This is a genomic window from Trueperaceae bacterium (assembly GCA_002707365.1).
Classification (GTDB): domain Bacteria; phylum Deinococcota; class Deinococci; order Deinococcales; family Trueperaceae; genus UBA6957.
In genome coordinates this window covers 51553-77777 of the sequence record PAMQ01000008.1, presented here as the reverse complement: position 1 = coordinate 77777, position 26225 = coordinate 51553, and the positions used below count along the sequence as shown (strand labels likewise).

General features: G+C 47.6%; 23 protein-coding genes. 8 read left to right on the top strand and 15 right to left on the bottom strand.

Annotated features, from left to right (window positions below; genetic code table 11):
* From CMO31_04080 to CMO31_04050, 7 genes are all read right to left on the bottom strand, one after another.
* Positions 1 to 320: hypothetical protein (locus tag CMO31_04080; protein MAZ53178.1), on the bottom strand; the 320-nt coding region annotated here is incomplete at its 3' end.
* A gap of 222 nt (positions 321 to 542) precedes the next feature.
* Complete coding sequence (locus tag CMO31_04075) at positions 543 to 1007, bottom strand: hypothetical protein (protein MAZ53177.1); 465 nt, start codon at positions 1005 to 1007, stop codon at positions 543 to 545.
* Positions 1008 to 1035: 28 nt separating this feature from the next.
* A complete protein-coding gene (locus tag CMO31_04070; GenBank protein MAZ53176.1) occupies positions 1036 to 2097 on the bottom strand; it encodes a hypothetical protein in 1062 nt (353 codons plus the stop codon).
* A 470-nt stretch (positions 2098 to 2567) separates the two neighbouring features.
* Complete coding sequence (locus CMO31_04065) at positions 2568 to 3092, bottom strand: hypothetical protein (protein ID MAZ53175.1); 525 nt, start codon at positions 3090 to 3092, stop codon at positions 2568 to 2570.
* Between the two features lie 104 nt (positions 3093 to 3196).
* On the bottom strand, positions 3197 to 3892 hold the full coding sequence (locus tag CMO31_04060; GenBank protein ID MAZ53174.1) for a hypothetical protein: 696 nt from the start codon (positions 3890 to 3892) through the stop codon (positions 3197 to 3199).
* Between the two features lie 108 nt (positions 3893 to 4000).
* Positions 4001 to 5443, bottom strand: coding sequence for a hypothetical protein (locus tag CMO31_04055; GenBank protein ID MAZ53173.1), 1443 nt, complete (start codon positions 5441 to 5443; stop codon positions 4001 to 4003).
* A 102-nt stretch (positions 5444 to 5545) separates the two neighbouring features.
* Positions 5546 to 6568 carry a desaturase gene (locus CMO31_04050; GenBank protein MAZ53172.1) on the bottom strand — a complete coding sequence of 341 codons (1023 nt, stop codon included), beginning with the start codon at positions 6566 to 6568 and terminating at the stop codon, positions 5546 to 5548.
* Between the two features lie 330 nt (positions 6569 to 6898).
* On the opposite strand from CMO31_04050, the gene CMO31_04045 reads away from it, so the two are divergent.
* From CMO31_04045 to CMO31_04035, 3 genes are all read left to right on the top strand, one after another.
* A complete protein-coding gene (locus CMO31_04045) occupies positions 6899 to 7741 on the top strand; it encodes a 2,5-dichloro-2,5-cyclohexadiene-1,4-diol dehydrogenase (GenBank protein ID MAZ53171.1) in 843 nt (280 codons plus the stop codon).
* A 241-nt stretch (positions 7742 to 7982) separates the two neighbouring features.
* A complete protein-coding gene (locus tag CMO31_04040; GenBank protein ID MAZ53170.1) occupies positions 7983 to 8768 on the top strand; it encodes a hypothetical protein in 786 nt (261 codons plus the stop codon).
* 64 nt (positions 8769 to 8832) lie between these two features.
* The gene (locus CMO31_04035; protein MAZ53169.1) at positions 8833 to 9849 is read left to right on the top strand and encodes a hypothetical protein; all 1017 of its coding nucleotides are present in this window, start codon (positions 8833 to 8835) and stop codon (positions 9847 to 9849) included.
* 47 nt (positions 9850 to 9896) lie between these two features.
* On the opposite strand, the gene CMO31_04030 is transcribed toward CMO31_04035, so the two are convergent.
* Complete coding sequence (locus tag CMO31_04030; GenBank protein ID MAZ53168.1) at positions 9897 to 11135, bottom strand: hypothetical protein; 1239 nt, start codon at positions 11133 to 11135, stop codon at positions 9897 to 9899.
* A 30-nt stretch (positions 11136 to 11165) separates the two neighbouring features.
* Positions 11166 to 12323 (bottom strand): mandelate racemase, encoded by a 1158-nt coding sequence (locus CMO31_04025; GenBank protein ID MAZ53167.1) that lies wholly within the window; start codon positions 12321 to 12323, stop codon positions 11166 to 11168.
* A gap of 288 nt (positions 12324 to 12611) precedes the next feature.
* On the opposite strand from CMO31_04025, the gene CMO31_04020 reads away from it, so the two are divergent.
* A complete protein-coding gene (locus tag CMO31_04020; protein ID MAZ53166.1) occupies positions 12612 to 13820 on the top strand; it encodes a hypothetical protein in 1209 nt (402 codons plus the stop codon).
* A 175-nt stretch (positions 13821 to 13995) separates the two neighbouring features.
* Here the strand turns inward: CMO31_04020 and CMO31_04015 are convergent, their stop codons facing one another.
* Both CMO31_04015 and CMO31_04010 read right to left on the bottom strand, forming a co-directional pair.
* Positions 13996 to 14496 (bottom strand): hypothetical protein, encoded by a 501-nt coding sequence (locus tag CMO31_04015; protein ID MAZ53165.1) that lies wholly within the window; start codon positions 14494 to 14496, stop codon positions 13996 to 13998.
* A gap of 82 nt (positions 14497 to 14578) precedes the next feature.
* Positions 14579 to 16834 carry an isocitrate dehydrogenase (NADP(+)) gene (locus CMO31_04010; protein MAZ53164.1) on the bottom strand — a complete coding sequence of 752 codons (2256 nt, stop codon included), beginning with the start codon at positions 16832 to 16834 and terminating at the stop codon, positions 14579 to 14581.
* Positions 16835 to 17059: 225 nt separating this feature from the next.
* Between CMO31_04010 and CMO31_04005 the strand changes: the two genes are divergently transcribed.
* The gene (locus CMO31_04005; protein ID MAZ53163.1) at positions 17060 to 17911 is read left to right on the top strand and encodes a hypothetical protein; all 852 of its coding nucleotides are present in this window, start codon (positions 17060 to 17062) and stop codon (positions 17909 to 17911) included.
* 49 nt (positions 17912 to 17960) lie between these two features.
* Here CMO31_04005 and CMO31_04000 read toward each other — a convergent pair whose 3' ends face one another.
* Together CMO31_04000 and CMO31_03995 are read right to left on the bottom strand one after the other, a co-directional pair.
* Complete coding sequence (locus CMO31_04000; protein ID MAZ53162.1) at positions 17961 to 18596, bottom strand: hypothetical protein; 636 nt, start codon at positions 18594 to 18596, stop codon at positions 17961 to 17963.
* A 12-nt stretch (positions 18597 to 18608) separates the two neighbouring features.
* Positions 18609 to 19628, bottom strand: a complete 1020-nt coding sequence (locus CMO31_03995) for a hypothetical protein (protein ID MAZ53161.1) — start codon at positions 19626 to 19628, stop codon at positions 18609 to 18611.
* Positions 19629 to 19831: 203 nt separating this feature from the next.
* On the opposite strand from CMO31_03995, the gene CMO31_03990 reads away from it, so the two are divergent.
* Both CMO31_03990 and CMO31_03985 read left to right on the top strand, forming a co-directional pair.
* Entirely contained in the window at positions 19832 to 20635 is an 804-nt protein-coding gene (locus CMO31_03990) for a hypothetical protein (protein MAZ53160.1), read from the top strand.
* A 222-nt stretch (positions 20636 to 20857) separates the two neighbouring features.
* Positions 20858 to 21634: a phytanoyl-CoA dioxygenase gene (locus CMO31_03985; protein MAZ53159.1), complete on the top strand. Its 777-nt coding sequence runs from the start codon at positions 20858 to 20860 to the stop codon at positions 21632 to 21634.
* Positions 21635 to 21649: 15 nt separating this feature from the next.
* On the opposite strand, the gene CMO31_03980 is transcribed toward CMO31_03985, so the two are convergent.
* Positions 21650 to 23806 (bottom strand): hypothetical protein, encoded by a 2157-nt coding sequence (locus CMO31_03980; GenBank protein MAZ53158.1) that lies wholly within the window; start codon positions 23804 to 23806, stop codon positions 21650 to 21652.
* Between the two features lie 192 nt (positions 23807 to 23998).
* Between CMO31_03980 and CMO31_03975 the strand changes: the two genes are divergently transcribed.
* Positions 23999 to 25144: a 3-chlorobenzoate-3,4-dioxygenase gene (locus CMO31_03975; protein ID MAZ53157.1), complete on the top strand. Its 1146-nt coding sequence runs from the start codon at positions 23999 to 24001 to the stop codon at positions 25142 to 25144.
* An 8-nt stretch (positions 25145 to 25152) separates the two neighbouring features.
* Here CMO31_03975 and CMO31_03970 read toward each other — a convergent pair whose 3' ends face one another.
* A complete protein-coding gene (locus tag CMO31_03970; protein MAZ53156.1) occupies positions 25153 to 26190 on the bottom strand; it encodes a hypothetical protein in 1038 nt (345 codons plus the stop codon).
* Between the last annotated feature and the right edge of the window lie 35 nt (positions 26191 to 26225).

The following is a 26225-nucleotide window of genomic DNA, read 5'->3' as shown; positions in this document are numbered from 1 at the left end:
TGCTCGAACCAGTCGCCAAAGCGATGGTCGAAAGTTCCGGAGAATACTTTTAGTTTCTCTGCTGCTGCCCAGTGTTCGGGGAGCATTGGGGGGCTGTACCAAGGTCCGATGACTGCTGCGTCCGCTGTTTCTAGTTGGGAATAAAAATCTTCTAAAACAGTAGCTACTTCATCAGTAGGCTCTTGAAATGCATCCCCGGTTCGAATGCCTGTAGGTAAGCATAGAAACTCTACTTCTCCGTGTTCACGTAGTAGATTGCAACCTTCTGTATGCCAATCCCAAGCAACATGATCATCATTAACTAACACAACGAATCGCACGATATTTATCCCCCTAAGTGTGTAAAGACCTTACTTAGTAAGTGTACCGAACTAAGAATGACTTCTCTGTAAAGGAACTTCCTTCCAGTAACCTCATATTTAACAACATAATTCGTTTACTGGTTTAGCCAGCTATACCAGCCAAACAGGGAAGCTATCAATAAAAGGCCCAGAACAATTACCCACGTTTTCATGCATTCTCCTCTAACGCGGTTAAACAGGCTACTCGCGGCTGTGAACGATATCACCCAACTTCCTAACGCCGATTACCATTGCCCAACTAACAACAAAACTCAAGATCACAGTGGCGTCAAAGACGCCATCTGGGTTACCAGGACCAAAATTCTGTTGGTAATAATGGAGCGTGCTTGTTTGTGACACCTCTAAAATTAACCCTATTATTTTGCTCCCAACAGGAATATAAACTATGGGAGCCAACAAACAACTAAAAAATGCTGGCCAGAGGATTTTTCGAAACCAGTATGGCCGAATGTGGTGCTGACCTAAGGATTTCCTAAAAAACGACTTTAGATAAAAAATAAGGTTAATCATTAAGGCAATCGCCCCAAGGATTAATGCCAGATTCCATGTTAGAAGGAAATAGTTTGCCATTACTCCTTCAACAATTCGAAGAATTGTTACCAGCAGAAGGCCCAAGAAAGTAGGTAAAATTAACAACAAAAACATCAAATTAGCTTTTTCTGACAGCTACTTTTCAAGACTCTTTGTGAGGGTGTTGTGGCGAGTCGTCCATTTCAAAATCAACAGTTGAGGACTCGTGTTGGGGTGAAATGGGGCCTCCTAAAATAGATGAGGCTTTCCAGGGAAGTATGCTAGAAATAATCATTAAAGCGCCTACAACGACCCAGACAACAGCAGCAGCAACAATCATGAATACATTGATCGGGACAGGGACGAATAACAAAATGCTTAACGCGACTAAAAGAAAAACAAGAAAAAACCAGTAGTATCTGAGCCACCCGGGGCGGATTTTATTCCTATACATACGTTCAAAGATCAATCCAATAACCGCAACGATTAGATATCCGGGAAACAACATGTCTAAAAAACCACGACTACTCTCCTTTTGGGTATCATTCACATCTTTAACTCTTTGTACCTGAGCTACTTCATCCTTGGCCGGATCAAGTAGTGCATCCCATTTAGCCTTTTCCGCCCGCCTTGTCTCTGCTTCTAATTTTTCTTCTAGCCTTGCTTCTAACCAAGCTTTTCTTATAACTTCTTCTTGTCTCGCATCTTTTTCCTGTTTTTGGCTTGCTTGCCACTCAGCTGCTTCCGCTCGCACCAAGTTTTCTGCCTGAGAAGCAAATTCAACGCTAATAGCCTCATTCATGCCACCCTCAAAAGCATCAACGTATGAAGGGTCTACAATGTACTGCAAGCCATAAGTATGCTGATTACCTGGGTGGAGTACAACTCTATTAGTAAGGATGAAAACATTAGAGTCCTTAGGGCCCTTATCTAGTCTCAGGTTTCCATTTTCCACGACATAAGGAATCCGCCCAGAAGAACCTACGTTCCCGTCAGGGATAAGCTCATTTTGATGAACCTGAGCCTGTTTATTAACCGCAAAACGCACGGTAATACCGTCAACAGGAATCTTTCTACTTGAAGTGTTCTCAACATGGACATAAACGTGATAAACAATACCTTCAATCGTCTCCCGGATGGAACGAATACTCACGTCGTGTTTTAAATCTTGCCCGATAGCAGCACCCAGTAAATTGAAAGCAAAGAGCAGCGCCACGAACCTCATTCGTTCTCCTTAATGGAAACATCAAACAAACTACTTACGATTGTTGAAGTTAATCTGCAACCTCAGGGTTACCAGACCATAATATGAGTTCTTGAAAGACTTTTCTACTCTGTGGGAACAAGCAGTTAGTTAGTCAACACATTCGGAAGTTTCCCCTAAACCACCTGTTACCTTGCAGGCTACTTCAAACGTCTTTAGTGAAATTGTCGGAGTGAGTCTTGACCCTCAGGATTACCAGGTTGAGGGTGTTTATGGTCAAGTTGTGAGCAACAAAATATTATAAAGACAAGGGCCTAATATAGAGAATGAAGTATTTTCAGGAGTTTAGTTACCTGAGTATACGAGTAATAAATTGACTCGCCAAGATGCTTTCCACAATTCTTTTCTTGAAGATTCTGTCGTAATAATGGTTGGGCTTCTTCTCTGATCTTGCTACTGATTGTTTGGCTCAATTTCCATCAAAACAAATCTTAGGAATAATAGTAGGGGGTACGCCTTATCAGCCAAATAACCACAAAAACTAAGCCTGAGAAAAGGACGAACCAACCTAGATTCTTATATCTTTTCCTGATTTCACTTTTAGCTTCTGCTTCTTCCCATGCTGCTACAGTGCCGTATTTTTGTATACCTATTTCTTTTGCCTTTGTTCGCTGTTTTTCCTCCCACTCCTTCGCCATTTCTTCCCTTTCCTGCCTCCGTTCTTCTTGCCTCTCCTGGAGTTCTTTTTCTATTTCTACCCATTCATTCCTGAAATCTTCTTCCCACTCTCGCAGTAATGCTGTTTTTGCTTCCCCTGATACTCTTACGTCATCCAGTCGCTGAATTTCTGCCTGCAAAAGGGCTTCCCGCCTGCAAGTTATTAGTTCCTGACTAGCACCTTCACAACGGGCACAAGCTTCCACCTCTGTGCAACGTTGAGCGTCCAAAGCCTCTGGGTTCTGCCCGAGAACAGCACCCAGTAAATTGAAAGCAAAGAGCAGCGCCACGAACCTCATTCGTTCTCCTTAATGGAAACATCAAACAAACTACTTACAATTGTTGAAGTTAATCTGCAACCTCAGGGTTACCAGACCATAATATGAGTTCTTGACAGACTTTTCTACTCTGTGGGGAAAAAGTGTGTGATCAAACCTCTTCGTGGAACATCGGAGAAATTTCCACTAGCGTAGTGCAAAGTTCGGCAATGATGAAAAGTTGCTGACCCTGGTTCCAAAGGAATAGTTACCGCGCCACTTATGTCTGCCACAACGGCCTCTAAAGCCCCATCGATCTCTGAATACTCGGATGCATTCATATGTTCAACTATCCCCTTATTATGGCTCCCAGGAAGAAACCGCATTGCTCCGTTAATTTCGACCACTTCACTCAGAGCAAGCCAGCACGTTACAGCTCGGTTATTTTTCCAATAACCAGCATCCTGATGCCAATGGGTTTCTGCCGGATGGTACGGCGGTTTCATAATTAGTTGATCGTACTGATATTCAAGGTCATTCCCAAGAAGCTGTCGAGCTATCGCAAGGCTCCTCTGCATATATTCATGATCTGACCATCCAGGAATAACTTGAGAAGGGTTGGCCAGTTGGACCATTTTCCCTTCAATACTTTTCCTCCTGTTCTTCCTCTGGTCCCAGCTCAAATCTCCGTAATCACCACGCACTGCCTTGTCGTACTCCACAACTAGTTCTTCGACCTGTGGTTCACTAATGAGGTTCCGCACAACTAAAAAACCGTCTTCCTCGAAACGGCTCATGTCCTCATCTGCAAGGAGGTCGAAAGCCGCAGGTGACGCCAACATGGTCACAGTATAGCGAAACAATACGATTGCCTGTTCTTGCGTTGTAGGACGTCCGACTACAAATAATTTACTGCTTAGGCTAAGGACTTTCGTGTGGGGAGGATACAGCTACACTACTGCGCAACTAAATGCCCATAATCTGTATTCTTGGTTGTCGAAATTACTGAGTTTTACCTGGATTTCATTCTCACCTGGCCGAAGATCAACAGCAAAGGAGGCGGCCTCGAACCCATGGTCGTGCTGACGAGTATCAATCTTCTTACCATTAACCCATAGGGTGAACCAGTCATCGAAAGCGAAGTGGAGGTTGACCTTGCGCTCCACCGTCGATCTCAGCATGGCCCGGGCATAGGCTGATACCGCTACTGGTTTTTCATTGTTTTGAACAGGACTCGACTTTTCGGTGAACTCTGTAGCGTAATCATTCCATAGTTGCCGGCGACCACGATATTCCCAAGTCAGGTCAACCCAAGTGCGCTTTGAAGTCACTGTAAGTGTCGGTAATGTACGGTCATCCTGGTGCCAGTTTTCTGGCCACACGTGCGTATCTTCGGGCACTTCGGCTTTCTTAAACTCATCGAAGGTGTGACACCGAAATGGTCCCGTGACTTGCCACGATAGAGGCGCCTCTGGGAGAGGGAGCTCAGATCTCAGTGTTTTGTAGAAGTAAAGTACACTCTCCGTATCGTCTGCTCTGGAACCGCAGTAGATGATCAGTGACGATTGGAATGGTATTGGATCAGGACCATAGAATCGGTAGGCTGCGAATTCAGTCGCATCTTCACCGGAATCTGAGTCAGTGATATCTACGTAGGAACACCCAGTCCACCGACCACGGTAGGGACGATAGGCCCAGATAAAACCAAAGTCATCCTCTTCGTTGTAGCCACGGATAGCGTGGGGATCAGTCTCCCCGTCGATAAGGCACACTGCTCCGCCCGTATGGTAGATCAGGTCGCTGGTATCACGCTGACGAATTGCTTTAAAAAGCCCTGCAACGAATCCGCGCCCACCTATATCAGCAATTTGGAAGGTACCGCCTAACGAAGCTGCTGCAGGCGTCTCCTTCCGATGTACTGCATGAAGACGGAAGGGTGTTATTTCAGTATCAGCGGGATATTGCTGCCAGTCAATTTGGGAGTACAGTTGTACGCGGTTTGGTGCGGTGTTTTCCAGGGTGATTCTGCATGATGTCTGAAATGGAATTGGTAAGTAGCAGTTATATCCACTTTCTGGCAGGACCTTGATCCCAGCACCGTCAGTTCGGTATTCAGTAGACCGTGGGTCAAGGTTGAGAAGCACACCGAAGAACGCATTTAGGTCCATGTCCACATGTGGCAACGTGTCGTTATCAACAAAAATTCTGATGCGTAGGTAGTCACCAAAAGGCTTGTAACCCACGAAGATATGTCGAATGCAACCGGGGCCTTTAGCGTTGAATAAGTCGAATAATCCTTGGTCCCTAAAATCCGCTCGACCAGTGTGTTTACGGGCCTTAAATTGAGTCGGAAGTTCAATCAAAGAGAAGTTAGGATCAGGTACCGTTTCCACGAAACACCCCCTTGAATCTAAAGTCCTCTAGGCTTGTAGGCCTTGCTCTATAGCATCCGAACTAAATAGTGTCCTTGCGTTTTCGGGGTTGAAAACCCAGATTCAGATTTCCCGGTTGGCGGCTACCCCTAGTCGTCGTTGAGCCCGTCTTTTGGCTCTTTTAGCCTCCATCCTCGCATACCCTTCTTCACTACCGTCATGCCACGTTCCAGCCAAACGATCAAGGTTAACTGCACCATCAGAGTAGTTAACTTCAAAGTATTTGTGGTGAAGGTAATGCGCATAAGCACCAGTGTCAACACCTCTGTCCGCACCGGTAACAATCTTCTCGAAACCAACATGGCCAACGACTGCTCCGGTCCCTGTGATCTGACAGTTGTACATCAGTAAAAGTGGGTGGGACGGCAAAATCAGGTGAATTAAAAGGTCTGAGAAGTACAGTAGGTGCTCTACCGGATGCATCGCCAAGCTAGACCAGGGACTAGGGTTGACGTTCAAGTGGTGAATGCGGTGGAAACGTTTATATAGAGCCGGGACATGTAACAACCGATGACCTAAGTAAAAGTGCACCTCGTGATAGAGAGGCATAAGCAAGGCAAAAACTATTAACCATACGGGATTATCTAGGAAGGTTGTCCAAAATCCCCAACCGTTTGCGTAAAACCACAATATGAGTACCTCATAGGCCGTCCAGATGGGTACGCCGGAGGTAAATGTCCGAATGATGCCATCTATGCCCTGTTTCTTAAAGATGAACGCATTAGTAGGGTTCTCACTTGGCCACTTGGGATTGTACTTGTATTGGTTCCCCTGAGATCGCCGAAAGTAAAGACGGAGCTCAAGGAGCCCGTTGACAAGAAGGACAACGGCGGAATTTCGGACTAGAATCAAAAAAATCCAACCAAGTGATAGGGTCTTCATTGTTTCCTTATCTGGAGTTAGGAAGAACCAAAAGACCGCAGCAAGACCCATGAACATCAGGTTCCAGGGAACGAAATACTTCGGGAGCCAACGCAAGAATTTTAGGGGCTGTGGTGGAAACGTAAAAAGTGGCGAATTTGCGATAGGTTCATTAGGTCGCCAGTTTCCTCGCTTATCTCGATTCCCAGAACTTCTGTCGTCCATTAACATTTCCCTCCAAGGGCATCTTGTTCCAAAATTCAGATTACTTAGGAACTTGCACCAGAGTAAATCCGAAACTAGGCTTAGGAGTTACAACCTAATATCTAATTCTATCCGATATTTTCAGGAAAATACTAAAGATTCAACCTCATAATCGGGATAAATCGACCTACGTTCCACCGTTGAGATCCTACAAATACCTCGTAGGATCTCAACGGATTCGAAAATTAATTTCACGAAAAATCTCCCATCACAACCGGCATCATCATCGACATCAACGGTATGCTTAATCCTAGCGACCAATAAAACCACAGGAAATCAGAGGAGCAGAGAATGAGCAGTAGGCTTGAGGGAAAAGTTGTAATCATTACTGGCGCAACTAGCGGCATTGGCTATCGGACAGCAGAAATTTTCGTAGAGGAAGGAGCTCAGGTTCTGCTGGCTGGAAGGAGAACGGAAAAGGGAGAACAGTTAGCTAATAAACTCGGCGCCTCATCTGTCTTTTTGAGGACTGACGTCACGCAAGAGGAAGACGTCGAAGCAATGATCAGCACTGCCGTGGAGCGGTGGGGCCGAGTCGATTGTCTTTTCAACAACGCCAGTTCGGGAGGTCCTTCAGGACCAGTGGAACAACTCACTTATGCAGACTTCCAGACCGCCATGGATCTCCAAATCGGCTCGATATTTCTAGGTATTAAGCACGTCGTACCTGTGATGAAAAAGCTTGGTGGTGGAACCATAGTTAATAATGCTTCTATAGCTGGGCTTAGCGTTGGTTATGGCCCTATGCTCTACTCTACTGGCAAAGCAGCAGTTATTCACATGACCAGATGCCTAGCTATTGAACTAGGGGAATTCCGAGTAAGACTTAACTGTATTTCCCCTGGTGGCATCATGACCCCTATTTTCCTGGGTGCGAAGCGGGATGAGCTCTCAACAGATGAAGAGGAGGGCGCAGTCGAAAGGTTGGCGTCTCTTTATGATGAGCGTTCGCCCCTCAAGCGTGCCGGCAGACCAGACGATATTGCTTACGCTGCGGTGTACCTTGCCTCGGAGGAAAGCAATCACGTCACCGGTGAAAACTTAGTGGTTGATGCGGGCGGTTCCCTAGGTCGTAGTCTCGAAACCCAGGCTCAATGGGCAACTTGGCGTCGAGAAGCATTGTTTGGCAATTGACCACTAAATTTGCAATATATGTAAATTAATCAACCCGTGTTTAAAGTAAAGACTTTGAGTTTGTTAATTAAACTAGGGATCCCAGAGACTTTTTTAATAGGATCGTATACTCGTTAATTAATTGCGTTGGCTTTAAATCACGAGTATTTAAGGAATAAGGATGGTTTTGTGCGCTATTGTAGGGATGTAGCTACAATTCAAGTGTTTTGTGAAAACCTAGTTCATTTAATGGGGTGGGAATATGACCGGTAGGCTCGAGGGTAAAGTCGCTATTATCACTGGGGGTGGGGGAGCTATGGGCGGAGCTCAGGCCCGTAGGTTCGCGGCGGAAGGCGCTTCAGTCTGCGCAGCTGACTTGAGCCTAGAAGCGGCCGAGCGAGTAGTCGCGGACGTGAAAAAAGCTGGAGGAAAGGCAATCGCAGCGCAGCTCGATGTACGGAATGCCGCTCAATGGGAAGAGACCGTACAACGTACAGAGGATACTTTTGGAGCCGTTAACGTTCTCTGTAACCTTGCCGGCGCAAATTTCCGCGTAAGCTTTGACGAACAAACTGAGGAGCAATGGCAAGTAATCATGGATACGGGACTTACCGGTGCGTTCCTCGGGATTAAAGCTGTCATCCCTTCAATGCGAAAATCTGGAAAAGGAGCGATCCTAAACATGGGATCTCTAGCTGCGATCCGACCCCGTGGTGGAAGTCCAGCCTACGCAGCTCAGAAGATGGGAATGATCGGGCTGACACGGTCAGCTGCTGCCTCGTATGCAAGAGATAACATTCGATGCGTCATCATCTCACCAGGGCATGTCGACACCCCTTTCCTTCGGGGCAACAACTCGTACAGTCCGAACGACTGGTCAACAAGCATCGAAAATCCAGAGAATTACGAGCGTAGACTTGGCAGCACCCCAATGGGTCGACTGATGACACCGGACGACCTGGCAAATGCTTTCCTGTTTGCAGCAAGTGATGAGGCGGCTATGGTTACTGGCTCAATGATCACGGTCGATGGCGGTGCTGGGATGTAATTAGCGGAACAGTGCTTTTGGTTAACTGCAAATCAAACGCGATCTAGCTTAAAGGAGAGATACATTGATCCAAGCAACTATTTCTGGCGAACGCAAAGTGGAATTCGTTGAATTACCAGACCCCCAACCCCAAAGTGACTGGGTCGTGGTGAAAATTCGCGCATCGGCTTTGTGCACAGAGTACAAAGCCTATACCACCGGACGCAGAGTAGCTATTTTGGGTCACGAGGGTGCTGGGGAAGTTGTTGCTGTCGCCCAACCCACATCAGTCCAAGTGGGTGACAAGGTAGTCGTACTGCCCCAGTACCCGTGTGGTACTTGCGAGCTTTGCATTTCAGGCGACTATGTTTATTGCGAAAACAACTACAATTTCGAGGAGTTTAATGGTTCAGAGAGTGGAAGTGGAACATTCGCTCACTTCACATTAAAACCTTCTTGGCTGTTACCAAAGATTCCTGAAGACGTCAGTTTCGCAAAAGCCACCATGGCTATAGATGGTGTTGGCGCTTCCTTCGGCGGCCTAGAAGCTATTAACGTCAATGCTCAAGATACTGTCCTGATCACAGGACTCGGTCCCGTAGGATTAGGAGCGATCGTAAACGCGAAGTTCCGGAATGCTCGGATAATTGGTGTTGAACCATCTGCCTGGCGTAAACAACGAGCTCTCGATATGGGTGTAGAAGTCGTGTTGGATCCTAATGATCCGACAATTGAAATGCGTATCAGGGACCTTACGAGCGGCCATGGGGTGGATTGTGCGATTGATTGCTCCGGTAACGTTATGGCGGAACGATTATGTATTGATGCTACCCGCCGACGAGGTCGGGTAGTCTTCGTTGGAGAGTCCCGAGATGACCTCACTATCGAAGTAAGTCGAGATATGATCCGGAAAGGGTTGACTGTTGTTGGGTCCTGGCTCTATAACCGCACTGATTACCACAAAGTCATGAAGGTTATACAGGAATCACCGTTGATAGATTTGTTAATCAGTCACGAGATGCCAATGACAAAACTTCAAGACGCATTCGAGATTCTCGACCGAGGCGAGGGAGCCAAGATCGTTATAGATCCCTGGTTGTAAAAGCCTTGATTATAAGGAAGCCATAGTTTCAGACCGATTTACCTGGTTCACTTTGAGTTGATAATCTCCTCGGGCGTAGAATATGCGCCATTGATATGCTCTTCGAGCCATTCTGGTGAGTCGTTGCGTGGCAGGATTTCTTGTGGATCCCCTTTACAACTCAGTCGGTATAACAGTCGTGCGTCGTCAATCGAAACAATGTTCTTTTTAATCGGGGGAGAAGTGTGCAACGTCATGTAGTTATCCCATAGGGTTACGTCCCCAGGATCATGAGCATGGTCGTAACGAAATTGCGGCTGTAGAACATGCATCTCGAGCCGGTCTAGGAACTTTCTTGATTCTTGCTGAGTCATGCCATCCACTTCAACAGCAGGCCGCACTCCTGGTCGAGAGGCCCAAACCGGACTATGGAGGGACTTGATTCCAGATCTGGGATTAGTGCGAACCAACGGAGCAAGCCACCCCTCATCACCCTCATTAAGCCGCCGCCGAACCCTTGTTAGTTCCAATGACTCTTGTTCTGATTCTGGTAATGCAGAGAATGCAGCTGCAGTATCAGAGAAGGAAGTTTCTCCATTTAGAGGAAGCTTATGCCTTAGTCGGTAGAGTTCAGGATCAGAACCCTCAAAGTACGGGGCATGTTTTGATCCACAATTTGTTGGATCGGCAACCCATGAACCTCCTTCAGCATCACGAGATTCAGGCAACTTGTGTGCGAGGAACATTGATACGTAGATGGGTAACGCTTCGTACTCAATATCTGTATGCCAAGACCCGCCAGGTTCGATTTTGACAGGAGGCCCTCCTCCTTTTGAATCACCCTGGAAATTGGCAACAACTAGAACAGCTGGTGACTCGTGCGGTAGGCATTCAAGGCGACCTGGGAAAACTGTATTCACGGCTGCGAAGCGACGACGTGCAAAAGGAATCCACTCGATGGCGCCGTCAGTAGCACCATCTGATTGAGCTGATTTACCGCCTCGAAGAAAGTTATTAGGGTGAGGCACCAACGCCCCCCAGTGATTGGCAAATCGTTCAAACCGGGCTAGGGAGAACTTCTTGAGGTCCTGACCCGGTATGCTCAAAATACCGTAGTGGGCAAGCCCATCAAGCAAAACGTTCACTTGTCCAGGATCTAAGTTACGGCTTAAGTCAATTCCGACAAAACGCCGGCCCCCACCGGCAGGTACGAGTGGCCCCTCACAACCCGCATCTCTACCAAAAACTTCCTGTAAGCGAGCTGCAAAATCTTTATCGAAATCCCTGCTCATTGCTAATTCCCCCATATTCTAAAACTATGTGGTACCAGGGCCTAATTATTCACGAACGATACGGTCAATCTCGTGAGCCTTGATGTAATCCCAGTCTAGATCCACGCCAAGACCTGGTCCCTGTGGAACAGCTACGCAGCCGTCACTGTCAATGTTCTCGAGTTCGTCTGTAAATTCAGGTGGGTATACAGGTGGCTTAGTGCGCAACACATTCGGGTGAACAAGTCCGAGCTCATAATAATTGGTATTGCGCGTCGCAGCAATACAGTGACGATGCGCTAAACCTCCGAAATGGAATTCGACGTCTAGACCAAAACCCTCAGCAGCATGCGCCACTTTCATAGCTCCAGTAATGCCACCATCTTCGTAAACTCCCGTTCGAACAAAGTCAGTGCCGCCGTTCACAATGAAATCAACATGATGCTCTAACCCAAAGACGTGTTCAGTTTGAAGTAGAGGGGTTTTAAGTAAGCTTCGGAGCTTATTGTGAGCAAATATTGACACACCACCGTCTTTGTAAGGATCTTCCAGCCAGAAAAACTCTGCCTCATCACAGGCGCGACCAACCCGCAAAGCATCGGCCCACGTTTCGTACTCACACGCCGGATCAATCATTAGGTCCATTGCGCTACCAACACGGTCCCGAGTAGCAAGCACCGTAGCTACCTCACGGCTGATAGGCCCATCACCCCAACCGTGGATCTTGAAGCCTGAGTACCCTAAATCCTTACATTGGGCAGCAAAGTCAGCGAAGGCCTCGGGCGAATCTAAGCCCCCGTTCTCATCACCATGAAGGGTGCTAGCGTACGCTGGGAGCGTCTTCTTATATCCGCCGAGCAGCTGGTATATGGGGGCGTTAAAACACTTTCCAGCAAAGTCCCACAAGGCAACGTCAACCGGGCACATAGCCGTGCGGTCTGTGTGTCTCAAGCCTCGTTTTAAGTCGTTATAAATCTTCTCTCGCTCAAATGGATTCTTCCCCAGAAGGTAGTCAGCTATAGATTCAATCCGGGCAGCACCGTTACCAGCAAGATACTCACCAGTAATCCCTTCGCTCGTGTGAATCCGAAAGACTGCAGGCCGAGTCTTCAATACCGAACCCTTTTCAAATATTTGGTTAAACCCATTGTAGTCAGTACCCATGTCCTGAGTCTCATGCTCGAAAATGACAACTTCGAGTCGCGTGATAGTAGGTTCCGTCATTGGCCTCTCCTCCGCGTTTTAGATTTTGGCTACTACGGACAACCAGGATCTCGAGTAACCAGATTCTTACCACCCTAGAACACACAGCGTCATCTTTTCCATCTGAAGACCGAGAAATACCCAAGAAAAACTACTTCTCGTATTCGAAACATTTGTTTAACGAGTAGCGGGAGACACATATTATGCAAAGCCGTAACTGCGTAAATGCCACAGGTTATGTCCATGCCTTATAAAAGTGATGGCATACTTTATTCTGATAAATGAAGGCTATTATCTCCCCATACGTTATTGTCGTTAACTGGTTTTGTAGAGACTAGGGGAGGAGTGGAGAGCGTGGGAATTAGTATCGGGATTATAGGACTTGGAAGCTTTGGGTCGAGTTTCGTTGAACTTTTTAATGCCCATCCACTCGTCGAGCGTATTGCGCTTTGTGATCGTGAGCCAGAGCGTGTGGCTGCCTTTTCAAACAGGCCGTCACTGCAAAATAAACTCGCTCCGCGAGACCTATACTCTTCTTTCGAAGAGATTTGTCGAAGTAACCTGCAGGCGCTTGCTATTTTCACCCAACCATGGCTCCATGCCAGTCAAGCTATACGAGCCATGCAAGCCGGAAAACATGTTTATAGTGCGGTTCCTGTGGTTTCTCTACCCGACGGTCAGGAAATTCTAGAGTGGTGCGACAAACTCGTAAACACATGTACTCAAACAGGACAGCTATACATGTTAGGCGAGACAACCTTCTACCGACCAGAAACAATGTATTGCCGCCGTCAGTCTGAAGCAGGCTGTTTTGGTCATTTCGTCTATTCAGAAGGAGAGTACTTGCATGATGTGGATTGGGACAAATCCAATTTGCGCAAAGTGCGACAACGGCGATTGGCAAGCGCGGCTGGCATGGAGTGGATATCTCAGGAATCGGGTGGACGAGACACAGGAAGTGCGCCAATGCACTACCCTACCCATTCTATAAGCGGACCAATTTCAGTTATGGGTGCACACGCACTGGAGGTCACTGCTCGGGGTTTCCTATCACCTGAACCGGATGACTACTTTGGAGAAGAATTCAGCAATGAGACAGCTCTTTTCCATATGAGTAACGGTGCAACCATGCGTATCTGTGAGCACCGGCAAATCGGTCACCCTGGCGTTGAAACCTTGCGCGTGTTTGGTACGGAAGGTACATTTCGGGATAATTGCTGGCTTGATAAATCTACCTGCACACCATTAACGGTTGAGGAAATGCGTGACCCTCTCCCTAGAGAAATAGAGAAGGCCCTCCTAATCTCAAGTGAAGGATCTAGTATTTATGGTGGGCACGGAGGATCTCACGCGTATTTAGTGCACGAATTCGTGGACGCTGTGGCTAAAGGACGCACTCCGGAAATTAACGTCTGGGAAGCAGTCCGCTATATGGCGGCTGGGGTTGTGGCACACGAGTCGGCTCTACGCAATGGTGAGATGTGTATCGTGCCAGATTGGGGTGATGCACCAAATTAATATGCAGGGCGTCAGCACCTGCCAAGACAGCATTTCTAGCCTTTACTGCACATCTCAAAACACTCTGCAACCACCTCAGTTGACACAGGTTAGCTGTCAAGGATTTCTTAAGCCTCTTCTCGGTAAATACTAAAAGAATGTCAAAAGAAAAGGTTAGTTGTTGGGGTTGAATGTATTAACTTGGGAGTCTATGACGGGCTGGCTTAAGCCTCGGGAACTCTGCGTCTATTAATTCCCATATTCTGTTGGCCATGGCAGCGGTATTGAGGCCTCCTTTGATAGTAATTCTGGTTCCTTTCTCCTGGGCAATATCTTTGTTTTCTTTAATGTGAGTAAGCTTGACCGATAACAGTGTTTCATAGTTCTTGCCCCAAGAAATACCAATAAACTTTTTCTGGCAACACATATTAGCTTTTAATTCCAAGAAATGATTTTCTATTTCGTTGCGTGATACTACCCAATTGTCTGACTTAAACTCGACAGATGCTGCTGACGCCGCCTCAAGAACAACCGCGTACAAAGCATCCTTTTCACCTTTGTAGGATCTATTCGATGACCCCAATTCCTTAGGGGCGCATGCTGCTAGCGCAATTATGAAACCCAAAGAAAACAACACAATTATTTTTTGTCTCACTGCTCTTTCCCTTCCCCTATCCACCATGCATATACGCATCATCAACAACCACCAAAGTTATGTCAAGAGGACAGTGGGTGCAACTCATTAATTGTTTCTTCTCGAGAAACAGTCCGATCTTTTTCTAGATTTTCAGTTCTCCTTTAAGTTCTTGTAGTGCGGCGTTTAAGGTAACGCTTGGTCGCATCGACATAACGGCTTTGGTCTCATCGGGCATGTAATAACCACCAAGATCCACAGGAGAGCCTTGCGCCGCCAACAACTCGGATTCGATAGTCACGCCTTGGGCACCAAGTCTGTCAGCAAGGACTTTAAATCGAGAGTTGAGATTAGTATTTTCTTGTTGAGAGGCCAACTCCTCTGCCCAGTAACGGGCAAGAAAATAGTGGCTACCACGAGTGTCGATTTCGTTGACTTTACGTGACGGCCCACGGTTGTCATTAAGATAACGAGCATTAGCCCTATCTAACGAAGCAGCTAAGACCTTAGCCGAGGGATTATCGAAAACTTCTGCTAGGTGTTCAAGAGAGGCAGCTATGGCTAAGAACTCACCAAGAGAATCCCAGCGGAGATGTCCCTCTTGTACAAACTGCTGTACGTGCTTTGGCGCAGAACCACCCGCGCCAGTCTCGAATAGACCACCGCCCGCCATGAGAGGAACTACCGAAAGCATCTTTGCACTAGTTCCAACCTCTAGAATCGGGAATAAGTCTGTAAGGTAGTCACGTAGTACATTTCCTGTAACAGCAATAGTGTCAAGTCCCTGACGAATACGTTTACACGATAAGAAGGTAGCCTCGATAGGTGAGAGAATATGAACATCTAGGTCTTGATTATCGTGCTCCTTGAGGTAGGTTCTGACCTTGTAAATTAACTCTTTGTCATGGGGCCGATCTCCATCAAGCCAAAAAACAATTGGTGCACCAGTAGCTTGACCGCGGCGAGCAGCAAGGTTTACCCAATCACGAATAGAATCGTCCTTTGTTTGAGACATCCGAAAGAGGTCACCAGCTTCAACCGGTCGCTCGAGAAGAATGCTGCCTGAATTGGCAAGAACGCGAATTGTACCTGCTTCTTCTATTTCGAAGGTCTTGTCATGCGATCCATATTCCTCAGCTTTACGAGCCATTAATCCAACATTAGGCACAGAGCCCATCGTGACCGGATCGTAACTACCGTTAGCCTTGCAATCGTCAATAACTACCTGGTAGACACCAGCATAGCTGCTATCAGGAATAACGAATTTAGTGTCCTGTAAAGCACCATTCGCATTCCACATTTTCCCAGAACTTCGTATTGCAGCTGGCATAGACGCATCGATAATTACGTCGCTTGGTACGTGAAGATTGGTGATGCCTTTATCAGAGTCAACCATTGCAAGGTCAGGCCCATCTGTCATAGCAACCCTTATTGCGTTCTCAATTTCTTCCTGTTTGTCTTCAGGCAATTCTTCGAGTTTGCGGAAAAGTGCTGCTAGGCCCTCGTTCGGATTCACATCTAATTCCTGGAAGGTGTCTTGATATGTATCAAAAAGATCTGCAAAGTAAGTAGAGACCGCGTGTCCGAAAAGGATCGGATCGCTCACCTTCATCATCGTTGCTTTGAGATGAACAGAGAACAGCAATCCCTTCTCCTTTGCATCTGTGTATTGCTCATTGAGAAAAGACCGGAGTGACGTGCAACTCAAGGTACTAACGTCGATCACTTCCCCAGACTCAAGGTCAACTCCGTCCTTCAGGGTGGTGACAGTGCCATTAATCGTGATGTGTTCTATTCGAGCCGGACCAGTATCAGTCTCAGTTACGGTTGCTGAAACCTCGTTGTGACGGAAGTCCCCTGATGACATTGTTGCCACGTGGGAAGTTGATTCGGTGCTCCATGTGCCCATTGAGTGCGGATGCGTACGAGCGTATGTTTTGACTGAAGGCGGTGCCCTTCGATCACTGTTACCCATTCTCAGTACCGGATTAACAGCGCTACCTTTTACACGATCGTAGAGATCCCGAATAACGTACTCTTCATCATTCTCTGGCTCGTAGGGATAGTCGGGTATAGCATAGCCCTTATTCTGTAACTCTTCGATCGCTGCATTAAGCTGGGGCATTGACGCACTAATGTTCGGTAACTTTACGATGTTGGCGTTCGGCTTAGTAGCCAACATTCCAAGATAATGCAGATCATCCGATACTATTTGGTCAGCGAGAAGGTGGTCACCAAACTGAGCTAGAATTCTCCCGGCCAGCGAAATGTCACGGATCTCGAGCTCAATATTTGCTGCTTGAATAAAAGTTTGTAAGATTGGCAAAAATGAATAGGTCGCTAAAGCCGGCGCCTCATCAACGCGAGTATAGATAATTTTTGGGGTACCGAGTGGGGCCATTGTTCCTCCTGGGCCCGCAAATCGCTTTGGTTAGATGCGGGCACAACGCTCAAGATTACCCTTTCATCTGCTATCACCGCTATGATCCGTGAACACCCAACGCAGGAGGCGAGTACCCGAATAACGACGCGATAAGAGAATACTACGGAACATAGCAACCCTGTTGGGTTCCTACTCAGCTTATACTGTTCTTGTGTATTCACAATTTTCTCGCAGAAAGAAGACATGAAATTCACCAGAATCAGTGAAGATCAGAGAAAGTTTTTTGACCAGAATGGGTATCTAGTTGTGCCTGAAGCGTTAGATGCAGATATGTTAGCCCGTGTTACGGACGCTTGCGATCAGGTTGTAGAACGCAAATACCTAGAAACAGGTAAACGACGGGCAAGCCTAGCCAACGTTTTACCTGAGAACGAAGTTTTCCTGGAGTTACTGAAGTGGGAAACAACCTTGCCATTAGTAGTACAACTGCTGAGCTTCAACCTTCGATTGGCTAAATCCCACATTATTTACAAGTATCCAGACGGCGCCAACGAAGTACCAAGCAGAAACTGGCATCGTGACTTTATGGAAAGTCCGTTCGACCTCGGACCCCACAGGTACCCGCGAGTCCTAATCAAAGTTGTCTATCAGCTCTCTGATACCACTACAAAATCCAGCGGAAACACTCTTATACTTCCTAAAAGCAACAACCTCACTAGGAAGCTAGAAATTCCAGAGGACCAGACTGACCCCACCGGTGCTGTTGCTCTAGAACTTAGAGCTGGGGACGCTTATCTCTTTGAGAGCCGGACTTTCCACAGTATTGGTGAGAACTGCACCAGCATCCCCAGAAAATGTCTCATGATGGGATATTCGTACGGGTGGATTAGCCCACTCGACTACGACTTACAACCCCAATGGTTGCTAGACAAAGTAAGTGATCCCATTGCCCGACAGCTTGTTGGAGCTGAGAAAGACAAGGAATCTAGGGTAAAACCTGATGCTCTGGAAGCTTGGACTGAAAAGCATGGGGTGAAAAGAGCATCTGAGGTCGAGTATGACCGTCTCACGAAGAACTCGGGTAACGACACTTAATCACTAATCAATCAAGCAGCAAACATTCAACTACCTAGGGCTGACTACGTTATACACGGTCCAGCTGCGGTACGGCTGGTCCGTGCGTGTGCTCCCAGAGGTGACCTTTTCTCTTACGGCCCTCTAGTCCCGTTTCAAACCACACTCCCTTAAATTCTGGTTCATTAGAGATCGCGATGTCATGATGAAAGCCCATACCCGTAGCCAAGCAATCACCAGGTTCAACTTCGTAGTGTTTGCCTTCACTCACAACCACTCCGGAACCCTCGATTATGACCCAGTACTCATCACAGTCGTGATAGTGCCTGTCGAAACTAGTGTTTTTAGGGTAGTCGACTGGATCGCCCTTAGTATCACGTGGATCGCCTTGGCTATCCGTAAAGATCCCGGAAGACGTCTCGCTTTCCCAATCACCGCACATCCACACTATTGTTGTTGACACGTCCCTAGTGGCAACTGAGAAGAAATCATCTGAGCTTTTGAGATCAACGTTCGTTCCGTATTCCCCCGTTAAAACAGCACCGCCAAAACTGATCTCACAATGGCCATCAACAACGATAATCTTCTCACGAGGAGAACGACGCGAGAAATCCCTTTTTGTATCGGGTTCAAGAGTTACTAATTCGTAGTACTCCATTTCGCACCAAGCTGGGGCTTGACCTTCACCATTCTTCAGAATAGGCATTAATTCTCCTCCTTAAGGCAGATAATCCTTAATAAACTTAACTTGCTGGTCACGACTTGACTCTATAGCACCAAAGACCATAGCTAGACTCTTAATGTTGTCTATTACGTCACTCTCGGGCTGTCGTCCTTCTGCTACTGCCATTATAAACTCCTCAAGCACTCTCCTTTGACCCTCCTGCGGTTGGCTAACCGTCATCACCGCCTCGCGGGGAGCTATGCGTTCTTCATGATCGGCTCCCTTACGAGCGATGTAAAGATCTGGGAAAACCATTGTCAGGGTTCCAGTTTCGCCAACAGCACGAATTTCACCATACCAATCGGTCATATCTCCTGAAGCAACAGCGTCAGCATGATATGTAACTGGTAAATCGTCTTGCATGATGAAGTGGGCGAAACCAGTAACGTCACCATAAAAAGTACTGTAAGGAGTATTCCAAGTGGTAGCCCATACCTCTGTGGCATCGCGACCCAAAAGAGCTCGCATCAGATCAAAGTGATGGATGCTCATTTCAAGGAAAAGCGGGTCGTCCATGGCGTGTCGGAACTCTCCCCAAAAATAGTATGGTGCCCTGAAAAAGTGTGTTACGTGGCTCATTCGTCCAAGGCCACCACCAGTAACTAGCTCTTTGAATTTACGGACCCACGGATGGAATCTTGCTTTCTGAGAAATCATTAAGATGCGGTCGCTGAGCTGGGCACGATTGAGTATTCTCTGAGCAGCCTCAGGAGTGTCAGCAATCGGTTTCTCAGAAAGAACATGTAGGCCCGCATCGAAAGCAATGCCAATCACTTCCTCGTGTTGTGCGGGTGGCACAACACACAGAAGAGCGTCAGCATCAACCGATATAACAGCTTCCTGTACACTTGCGAAGCAAGCCTCCTTAGAAATCCCAGTAACCTTCCTTGCTTCCCTAAGGGCCTCTAGATTAACGTCTACCAGACCTACATGGGTTACGGCATCAGTCTCACTAACTGTCGGTAACCACCATGCTCCATAACCCCCGACACCAACCTGTATAACTTTCAACATTCAACGACACCCATGCCTTCAAGGGTACCAGCAACTCAACAACCGGTTTAGCAATCCATAAGCAAAACCCTCAACGCTCCAGCAGCACCTCTTCGTATCTCAGTCACTACTGTTCTCACCCCTAGTGCGCGTTTGGATGCCATCATGTTCTTACTAGCTAACTGGTTTGCTACCAGGAACAGCAAAATTTTGGAGGGATACTCATGGGATCAAAATGTAGACGCTTCGAAGGAAAAACAGCCCTAATCACAGGAGCTGCTGCTGGCATGGGCCGGGCAACAGTCCAACGGTTTGCTGACGAGGGACTGGAAACAGTAATACTCGTAGATCGTGATGTAAGCGGCGCTACTGTAGAAAAAGAAAAGGTAGAAGCTTGTGGCGGAAGAGCCTACGTCCTCGAATGCGATGTGGCCGATCCTGCATCTGTAGTATCAATGGGAAAAGAAGCTGAAAAATTAGTTGATCATCTTGATGTAATAGTCAACAGTGCGGGTATTGGGCTACCCGAGGCAGGGAGCCTAGAACTACCCGTAGAAAACTTCCTAACAACATGGGAGTCCTTAATGAACATAAACCTAAGGGGAACACTGCTAGTAGCGCAAGCTACGCTCCCGCTCATAAAAAATAACGGTGGTGCTATTGTCAACATTTCCTCAGATGGTGGTCATAGAGGCAGGAAAGGAGCTCTTGTCTACGATGCAGGTAAAGCTGGGGTGACACAGGCAACAAAATCCATGGCGTGCGAACTGGTCGAGTACGGCATACGGGTTAACGACGTAGCACCAGGTTGGGCTGCAACCGAATTCCACTTCGCTAAGGCACCTGATCCTGTAACGCGACGTCGGGAACTACTTGAGATGAAGGCCGAAACCTGCATAATGCGTCGGCTTGCGCGACCCGAAGAAATTGCTGCTGGTATCGCTTATCTAGCCAGTGATGACGCATCATTCGTTACAGGTACCACGCTGTTCATCGACGGAGGAAGGGTAGGCCTCGAAACCAGATAGAAAGCCTACTTTGGTAATCACTGCACCTATATTATTTAGGCCCCTTGGATTTTTGTTCCGGCAAAATCGTAAGTAATGAGGTCGGTTGAATTGAATCCAATTCAGGGGCACCCTGATAAGCCCCTGTTTTTTGAGCTATTCTTCGTCACCCGCAAATTCGTAACTAGCTGGAGGAAACGAATAAATCCCTAATTCTCTAAGCCAAAGAGGTAAAGTGGCAGTATGCACGATGCCCAAATCATGAAATCAGTAATGGAAACCTACGGCGCGACACACAAGGGTATTACTGAACAGCACCGACATGAACTCGACGTATTGGGATACACGGTATTTGAAGATGTAATCGACCCTATTTGGTTGGAAAACTTACGAACCACATTTGAAACGTTATTTAAGCAAGAAGGAAGTAACGCTGGTAGTGAAGCACCCACTCCAGGTTCAGACCAAGTTAGACGACTAGCTGATCTTGTTAATAAAGGCAAGGTGTTTGACCTGATCTATACTCATCCGATAGTCCTATCCGCCGCATATCACGTGATTAAGAAACCGTTCAAATTGGTTTCTCTTAATGGCCATGACCCTAAGCCGGGGTTTGGTCAACAAGCACTGCATTCTGATTTTCAAGGGTCTCGTTTAGCCGGCGCCTCCCAGCAAACTAATGCACTTTGGATGCTTGACGACATCGCAGAGGATAACGGGGCCACACGAGTTGTTCCGGGAAGCCACCTATCACCCCATTTCCCCCAAGACCTAATGGAAAATGTAATGAACAAACATCCTGATGAGGTTTATATTACGGGGTCAGCAGGGTCGGTGGCGTTTTTCAATGGTCAAATCTGGCATGGTGGTACGACCAACCTTTCGAATCGTACACGTCGGGTTTACCATTCTGCTTTCACCGCAAGGGAAAATCAACAACAGACAGACCAGCGAGCTTATTTACGTCCTGAAACTCGAGCGCGCCTCACAAATGAGGCGCGCTTTCTTCTTGACGTTTAAATATAGATCAGTTAGTCAGTTAATTGGTCCGACAGCCACGTGGTCGCATCCAAGACGACCCTCCTCCGCTATCAGAGCAATACCCCCTCCTGCGAAGCGTGCCTCTGGATCAGTTGCCTCAAGTATGACCTGCCCATCCACAAGAGCCGTGAGATGGTCACCTTCAACCTTAACGATAAACTCGTATTCTTGACCCAATACCCAACCAGGACCCGTCTCTGCAAGAACAGTATCTTGGCCCTCGTGGGTCCTTACAAGACTAAACCGGTCGGTGTCACACAACAGTGCGTAGTAACTGCGCATACCTTGTACGCGAACTCCTATCCCACCTGTTCGTAACATGTGGGGCGTCATCCGAGTGGTCACTTTATAGTCAATCCATTCCCTAGTGCCTTGCATTAGGAGACCGCGACCATGGTTCTGCAATAGCCGGTAGGTATCAGGCCAAAACTGTTTGTTGTTGCTATCGGTACCATCAACCCAGGCATGCTGCCACATTACTGGTCCCGCTCCTCGAGTTCTACGCGAGAAGTCCCTTTCGTACGGACGATCTAGAACAATCTCTGGAGTACCCTGCCAGTCTAAGTAGTCTAAGACCACGGTACCCGATGTCCCACCTTCACCTGAAATTTCCACACCGATTGAAGCGATCGGGTAACCACCGGTATTCGGTAGCTTCCACTCTAGATCAACGCCTGTACCAGCTGAAACTTCAGTTACATTGTCTCCTAGGAGAGCAAGCTCATCTTGTTCATCATAATGGCGGACGTAGAGCCTAACGTTGGCTGTTTCTTCATTACCAGCTGCGGCTGTGACTCGTGCTCGAATCGTTTGGCCAGAGTAAATTGTTGGCGATGCAAGAAGTTTATAACCCCGTTGACTAAAGTAGTCGCCCAATTCTTTAGACGGTATGAATGTCGGGGTTGATACCCGGGCAACACGTCCCGTGGTTAATCGAGCATAGTCAATTGAGAGACCTCGTGAGTCCTCTGGTGCGTCCAAAGCAACGTTTGTAACAATTGCTGTACCACGAGACTCGACAGTATCCTCAACCTGGAAACCTTGAACTGAACCGGGTAAAGAGAAGTGGAAGCGGGCTCCGTTTTTAGGACTAAGGGCCTCTTCTCCTTCTAATGCACGTCCTATGTTGACGATGTGATATGACTCTGCCAAGGCATCCGTAATTACTCTCCCCCCATCGGCAGCGGGGAGATACATCCTATCTGCTACTGGACCTCGCCAGTCTGGGCCAACATCTAGAGCTGCAAGCCCATTCTTAATTCCTAACAAACAACCCAAATTACCGGAGTTACAATCTGTATCCCATCCAGCGGTGTTGACAATACGAAGAGACTTCTGAAAATCGTCATCACCATATAGAAGTGAAAGAATAATCAAACCGTGATTGGGCACCATATGGCAATTACCACCGTAAATGTGATACCCGTAGCTCTCGTGTAGTAGAAGACGTGCTTTGTACCAGTCAGGCTCTTGAGCGTGCCATTCCCGAATTTCGCGAATCATTGTAGCCACGGCAGAATTCTCAGGAATATAGGTGAGCGCAGAGTCAATAAGCTTATCAATATTAGACTCCACGAACGCGAGAGACTCCATAGCTGCTATTACTTGCGCACCGTATTTGGCTTCGCCATCATGACTCACGGTTGCCGCCCGACCAGCAAGTTCGACTGCTAGGTCAGGGTCGCCCGGAGCGACCATTGCCCATCCGTCGATGAATATCTGTGACCCGATTTGTTCAGCAACTACTTTTCCGTTCAGTTCCATTGAACCACTAGCGGGAGCCTCAACGCCAGACTTCAACCGCAGGTACGCAGTGTGTTCGGTGGAATTCCCCATACCACCCCACCAAAGGTGTGTTTTCTCTTCAATAAGGTAGTTCAACCACGTATGCCCGATCTGGGCAGCTGTTACATCGCGCGAATTACCGTAATCTGGCAACGCACGAAGAAAAGTGAACGTCCCGCTGATGTCATCATCTGTAACGATGAGTGGTACACCCAGTTTTTCGTGAACGTAATAGTCAATCTCCCCTAATTGTTCGAGGATCACTTCATGAGGCCACTGCTCGAACGGACGACCCAGGTAGACCCCTATTAGCTTCCCTAACACCCCGGCGTAGACTCGTTCCACATAGTCGGCTGGTAAAGACATGCAATCAACTCCCTAAACTATGGTTCTATGTTGACACGAGAAACGGTGTTGTTGGAAGAAGAGCTCAATCAGATCACTTTGACTGATGGGATGAGGCTGGCCATAACCCCGCCTCATCTTGACTGCTTCTGGAAAGCTATTCTAGGCTAACCCTATTACCGTCGTTTGGACGGCAGGAACGAGGACGCGCTAATGACCAAATACCGTGCAGGCATTATCGGCAGGACTGGTGGCGGAGATTACGGGCACGGTCTTGACCGAGCGTTCGAAGGAATTCCTGATGTTGAAGTCGTAGCTATTGCTGACAACAACAGCACAGGGCTTCAGGACGCTGGCAAGCGCCTAGGGCTAGAGAACTTATACTTAGACTTTCATCAGATGCTTGAGAGAGAACGGCTAGATCTTGTCGTAGTGGCACCTCGTTGGGTTGACTGCCACGCTGAAATGGTCGTTGCTGCGGCGGAATCTGGTGTACGCGGCATCTTTTGTGAGAAGCCCCTTGCCGCTACGTTAGCTGAAGCAGATGTCATGGTTGATGCGTGCGAGCGAAATGGGGTGCGCATGGTGGTAGCACACCGTCGAGCTTGTGCATATGAACAACATGCAAAGCGTTTGGTTGACGAGGGTGCTATCGGTCAAGTTCATACTATGCGAGCCCATGGCAAATCGGACCACCGGGCTGGAGCAATGGACCTGACGGTCTTAGGCACCCACATGATGGACAGCATGAGGTACATTGCGAACTCGAATGTTTCGTGGGCGTATGGTCACGTCACTCAGGACGGTCGTGAAGTAAGCCCAGTTGATTTCCGAGAGGAAAAAGAGGGCGTAGGCCTTGTGGCAGGAAATGGCGTAACAGCGTATTACGTTTTCGAAAATGGCATAACTGCACACTACGATTCCTATCCTGGGGACCTTCACGAAAGATCTAGTGCGAGAGTGTTTGGTTTTGAGATATACGGTTTGAATGGCATTATCTCACTCCGAAACTCACCAAGGGGAGAAATGTACCTATATCCTCACGGCCTCTGGATTCCTGGTGAGGAAAATGGGAGTTGGGAACGGATTTATCTCAATGAGTGGGAATACGGTCCGGACGGACAGCCCTGGACTGGCGATGACTATACTCGCCTCAGTAATCACATGATAGCAAAGGAATTAATTGCTTCTATAGAGGAAGATAGAGATGTTCGTAATGTTTCGAGTCTTCGTGACTCACGGGCCGCCTTGGAGATGGTTATGGCTGTGCATGAATCACAGAGACTACGCACTCGTGTTTCTTTCCCACTTGAGAATCGCGACAATCCTTATGATACTTGGAATTCTTCTCAAAGTTAGGGCTTTTTTTAACCCCTCACAGTAGCAGCTTCCCCATTAGCTCCAGAGCGAAGTAATGCATCGAGAACACCTAAAACTTGGAGGTTTTTTTGTCCGCTGGTTTCGGGTTCAGGACCTCCCTGAACCCAAGTGGCAAATCCTTCGGCCACTTTCTTGTCAAGTGAAGCCATGTCCGAGGGCCCCACGTCGATCGGTAGCTTCTCATAAGTCGATGGTAAATCCCCGGTCGTCAAAGTAGAAGCCGAATCTTTACCTAATAATAGCGATTCGTCACTCCCAAAAACGGCGGAGTTACGGTAGATTAATGCCGCGTGTTCACACTCAACACGAAATTCACAGGAGTGGGCACGTGCTTCTGAGGTAGACAATAAAACGATCCTACAGCCATTTTGGAAAGTAAGCTCAGCAGTCGCGGTCGATTCGCGTTGCCAGGTGGTAGATGGCGGCTGGAACGAGTGACCGTATACCTCGATTATAGGCTGGTTCATCATTGAAATAAGCGAGTCAATCTCATGGATGGTCATTTGCCACAACTGTGAGTGCTCCGAATCAGGATACTCTCCACCACGCGCTTTGTACGAGGCCAAGTGTCCTGCTTGAACCGTTCCGTACTCACCGGAAGCCAAGAGTCTCCGGACTGTGCGTTGGCCTGGCAAGTAACGCCATTGTTGGGTAACAACAATTTTCAAATCTTTTTGGGAGGCCTTTTCCAGAAGACGCATTGCGTCATTGAGCTCGAGAGTGAAGGGTTTTTCTACCATCACGTGTTTTCCCGCGTCGAGTGCTTGGTCGATAAGATCGTGGTGACCTCGGGCCCAAGTGGCCACCATCACTCCATCACACCCGGAATTTGCTAGGGCATCTTGAAAAGAGGTGAAGCCAAATGTTTCTGCGAGATCGTGATCTTCGAGGCCCTTCTGCAAGCGTTCCTCACTTAAATCTACTAATCCTGCTACTGCAAATGAATTTTGTAGGTTTTGAAAACTACGCAGGTGCTGTAAACCTCTACCGGCACCAACAACAAGCATGCGAATCGGTCGATCCACAAAAGTCACCCTTTCTTTGACTGGCTCCAACCACA

Excerpts from the sequence above, each read along its gene's own strand:
- CMO31_04075 (MAZ53177.1), bottom strand. The coding sequence starts at position 1,007 with ATGTTTTTGTTGTTAATTTTACCTACTTTCTTGGGCCTTCTGCTGGTA.
- CMO31_04070 (MAZ53176.1), bottom strand. The coding sequence starts at position 2,097 with ATGAGGTTCGTGGCGCTGCTCTTTGCTTTCAATTTACTGGGTGCTGCT.
- CMO31_04065 (MAZ53175.1), bottom strand. The coding sequence starts at position 3,092 with ATGAGGTTCGTGGCGCTGCTCTTTGCTTTCAATTTACTGGGTGCTGTT.
- CMO31_04060 (MAZ53174.1), bottom strand. The coding sequence starts at position 3,892 with ATGTTGGCGTCACCTGCGGCTTTCGACCTCCTTGCAGATGAGGACATG.
- CMO31_04050 (MAZ53172.1), bottom strand. The coding sequence starts at position 6,568 with ATGGACGACAGAAGTTCTGGGAATCGAGATAAGCGAGGAAACTGGCGA.
- CMO31_04045 (MAZ53171.1), top strand. The coding sequence starts at position 6,899 with ATGAGCAGTAGGCTTGAGGGAAAAGTTGTAATCATTACTGGCGCAACT.
- CMO31_04040 (MAZ53170.1), top strand. The coding sequence starts at position 7,983 with ATGACCGGTAGGCTCGAGGGTAAAGTCGCTATTATCACTGGGGGTGGG.
- CMO31_04030 (MAZ53168.1), bottom strand. The coding sequence starts at position 11,135 with ATGGGGGAATTAGCAATGAGCAGGGATTTCGATAAAGATTTTGCAGCT.
- CMO31_04025 (MAZ53167.1), bottom strand. The coding sequence starts at position 12,323 with ATGACGGAACCTACTATCACGCGACTCGAAGTTGTCATTTTCGAGCAT.
- CMO31_04015 (MAZ53165.1), bottom strand. The coding sequence starts at position 14,496 with ATGATGCGTATATGCATGGTGGATAGGGGAAGGGAAAGAGCAGTGAGA.
- CMO31_04010 (MAZ53164.1), bottom strand. The coding sequence starts at position 16,834 with ATGGCCCCACTCGGTACCCCAAAAATTATCTATACTCGCGTTGATGAG.
- CMO31_04005 (MAZ53163.1), top strand. The coding sequence starts at position 17,060 with ATGAAATTCACCAGAATCAGTGAAGATCAGAGAAAGTTTTTTGACCAG.
- CMO31_04000 (MAZ53162.1), bottom strand. The coding sequence starts at position 18,596 with ATGCCTATTCTGAAGAATGGTGAAGGTCAAGCCCCAGCTTGGTGCGAA.
- CMO31_03995 (MAZ53161.1), bottom strand. The coding sequence starts at position 19,628 with ATGTTGAAAGTTATACAGGTTGGTGTCGGGGGTTATGGAGCATGGTGG.
- CMO31_03990 (MAZ53160.1), top strand. The coding sequence starts at position 19,832 with ATGGGATCAAAATGTAGACGCTTCGAAGGAAAAACAGCCCTAATCACA.
- CMO31_03985 (MAZ53159.1), top strand. The coding sequence starts at position 20,858 with ATGCACGATGCCCAAATCATGAAATCAGTAATGGAAACCTACGGCGCG.
- CMO31_03980 (MAZ53158.1), bottom strand. The coding sequence starts at position 23,806 with ATGTCTTTACCAGCCGACTATGTGGAACGAGTCTACGCCGGGGTGTTA.
- CMO31_03975 (MAZ53157.1), top strand. The coding sequence starts at position 23,999 with ATGACCAAATACCGTGCAGGCATTATCGGCAGGACTGGTGGCGGAGAT.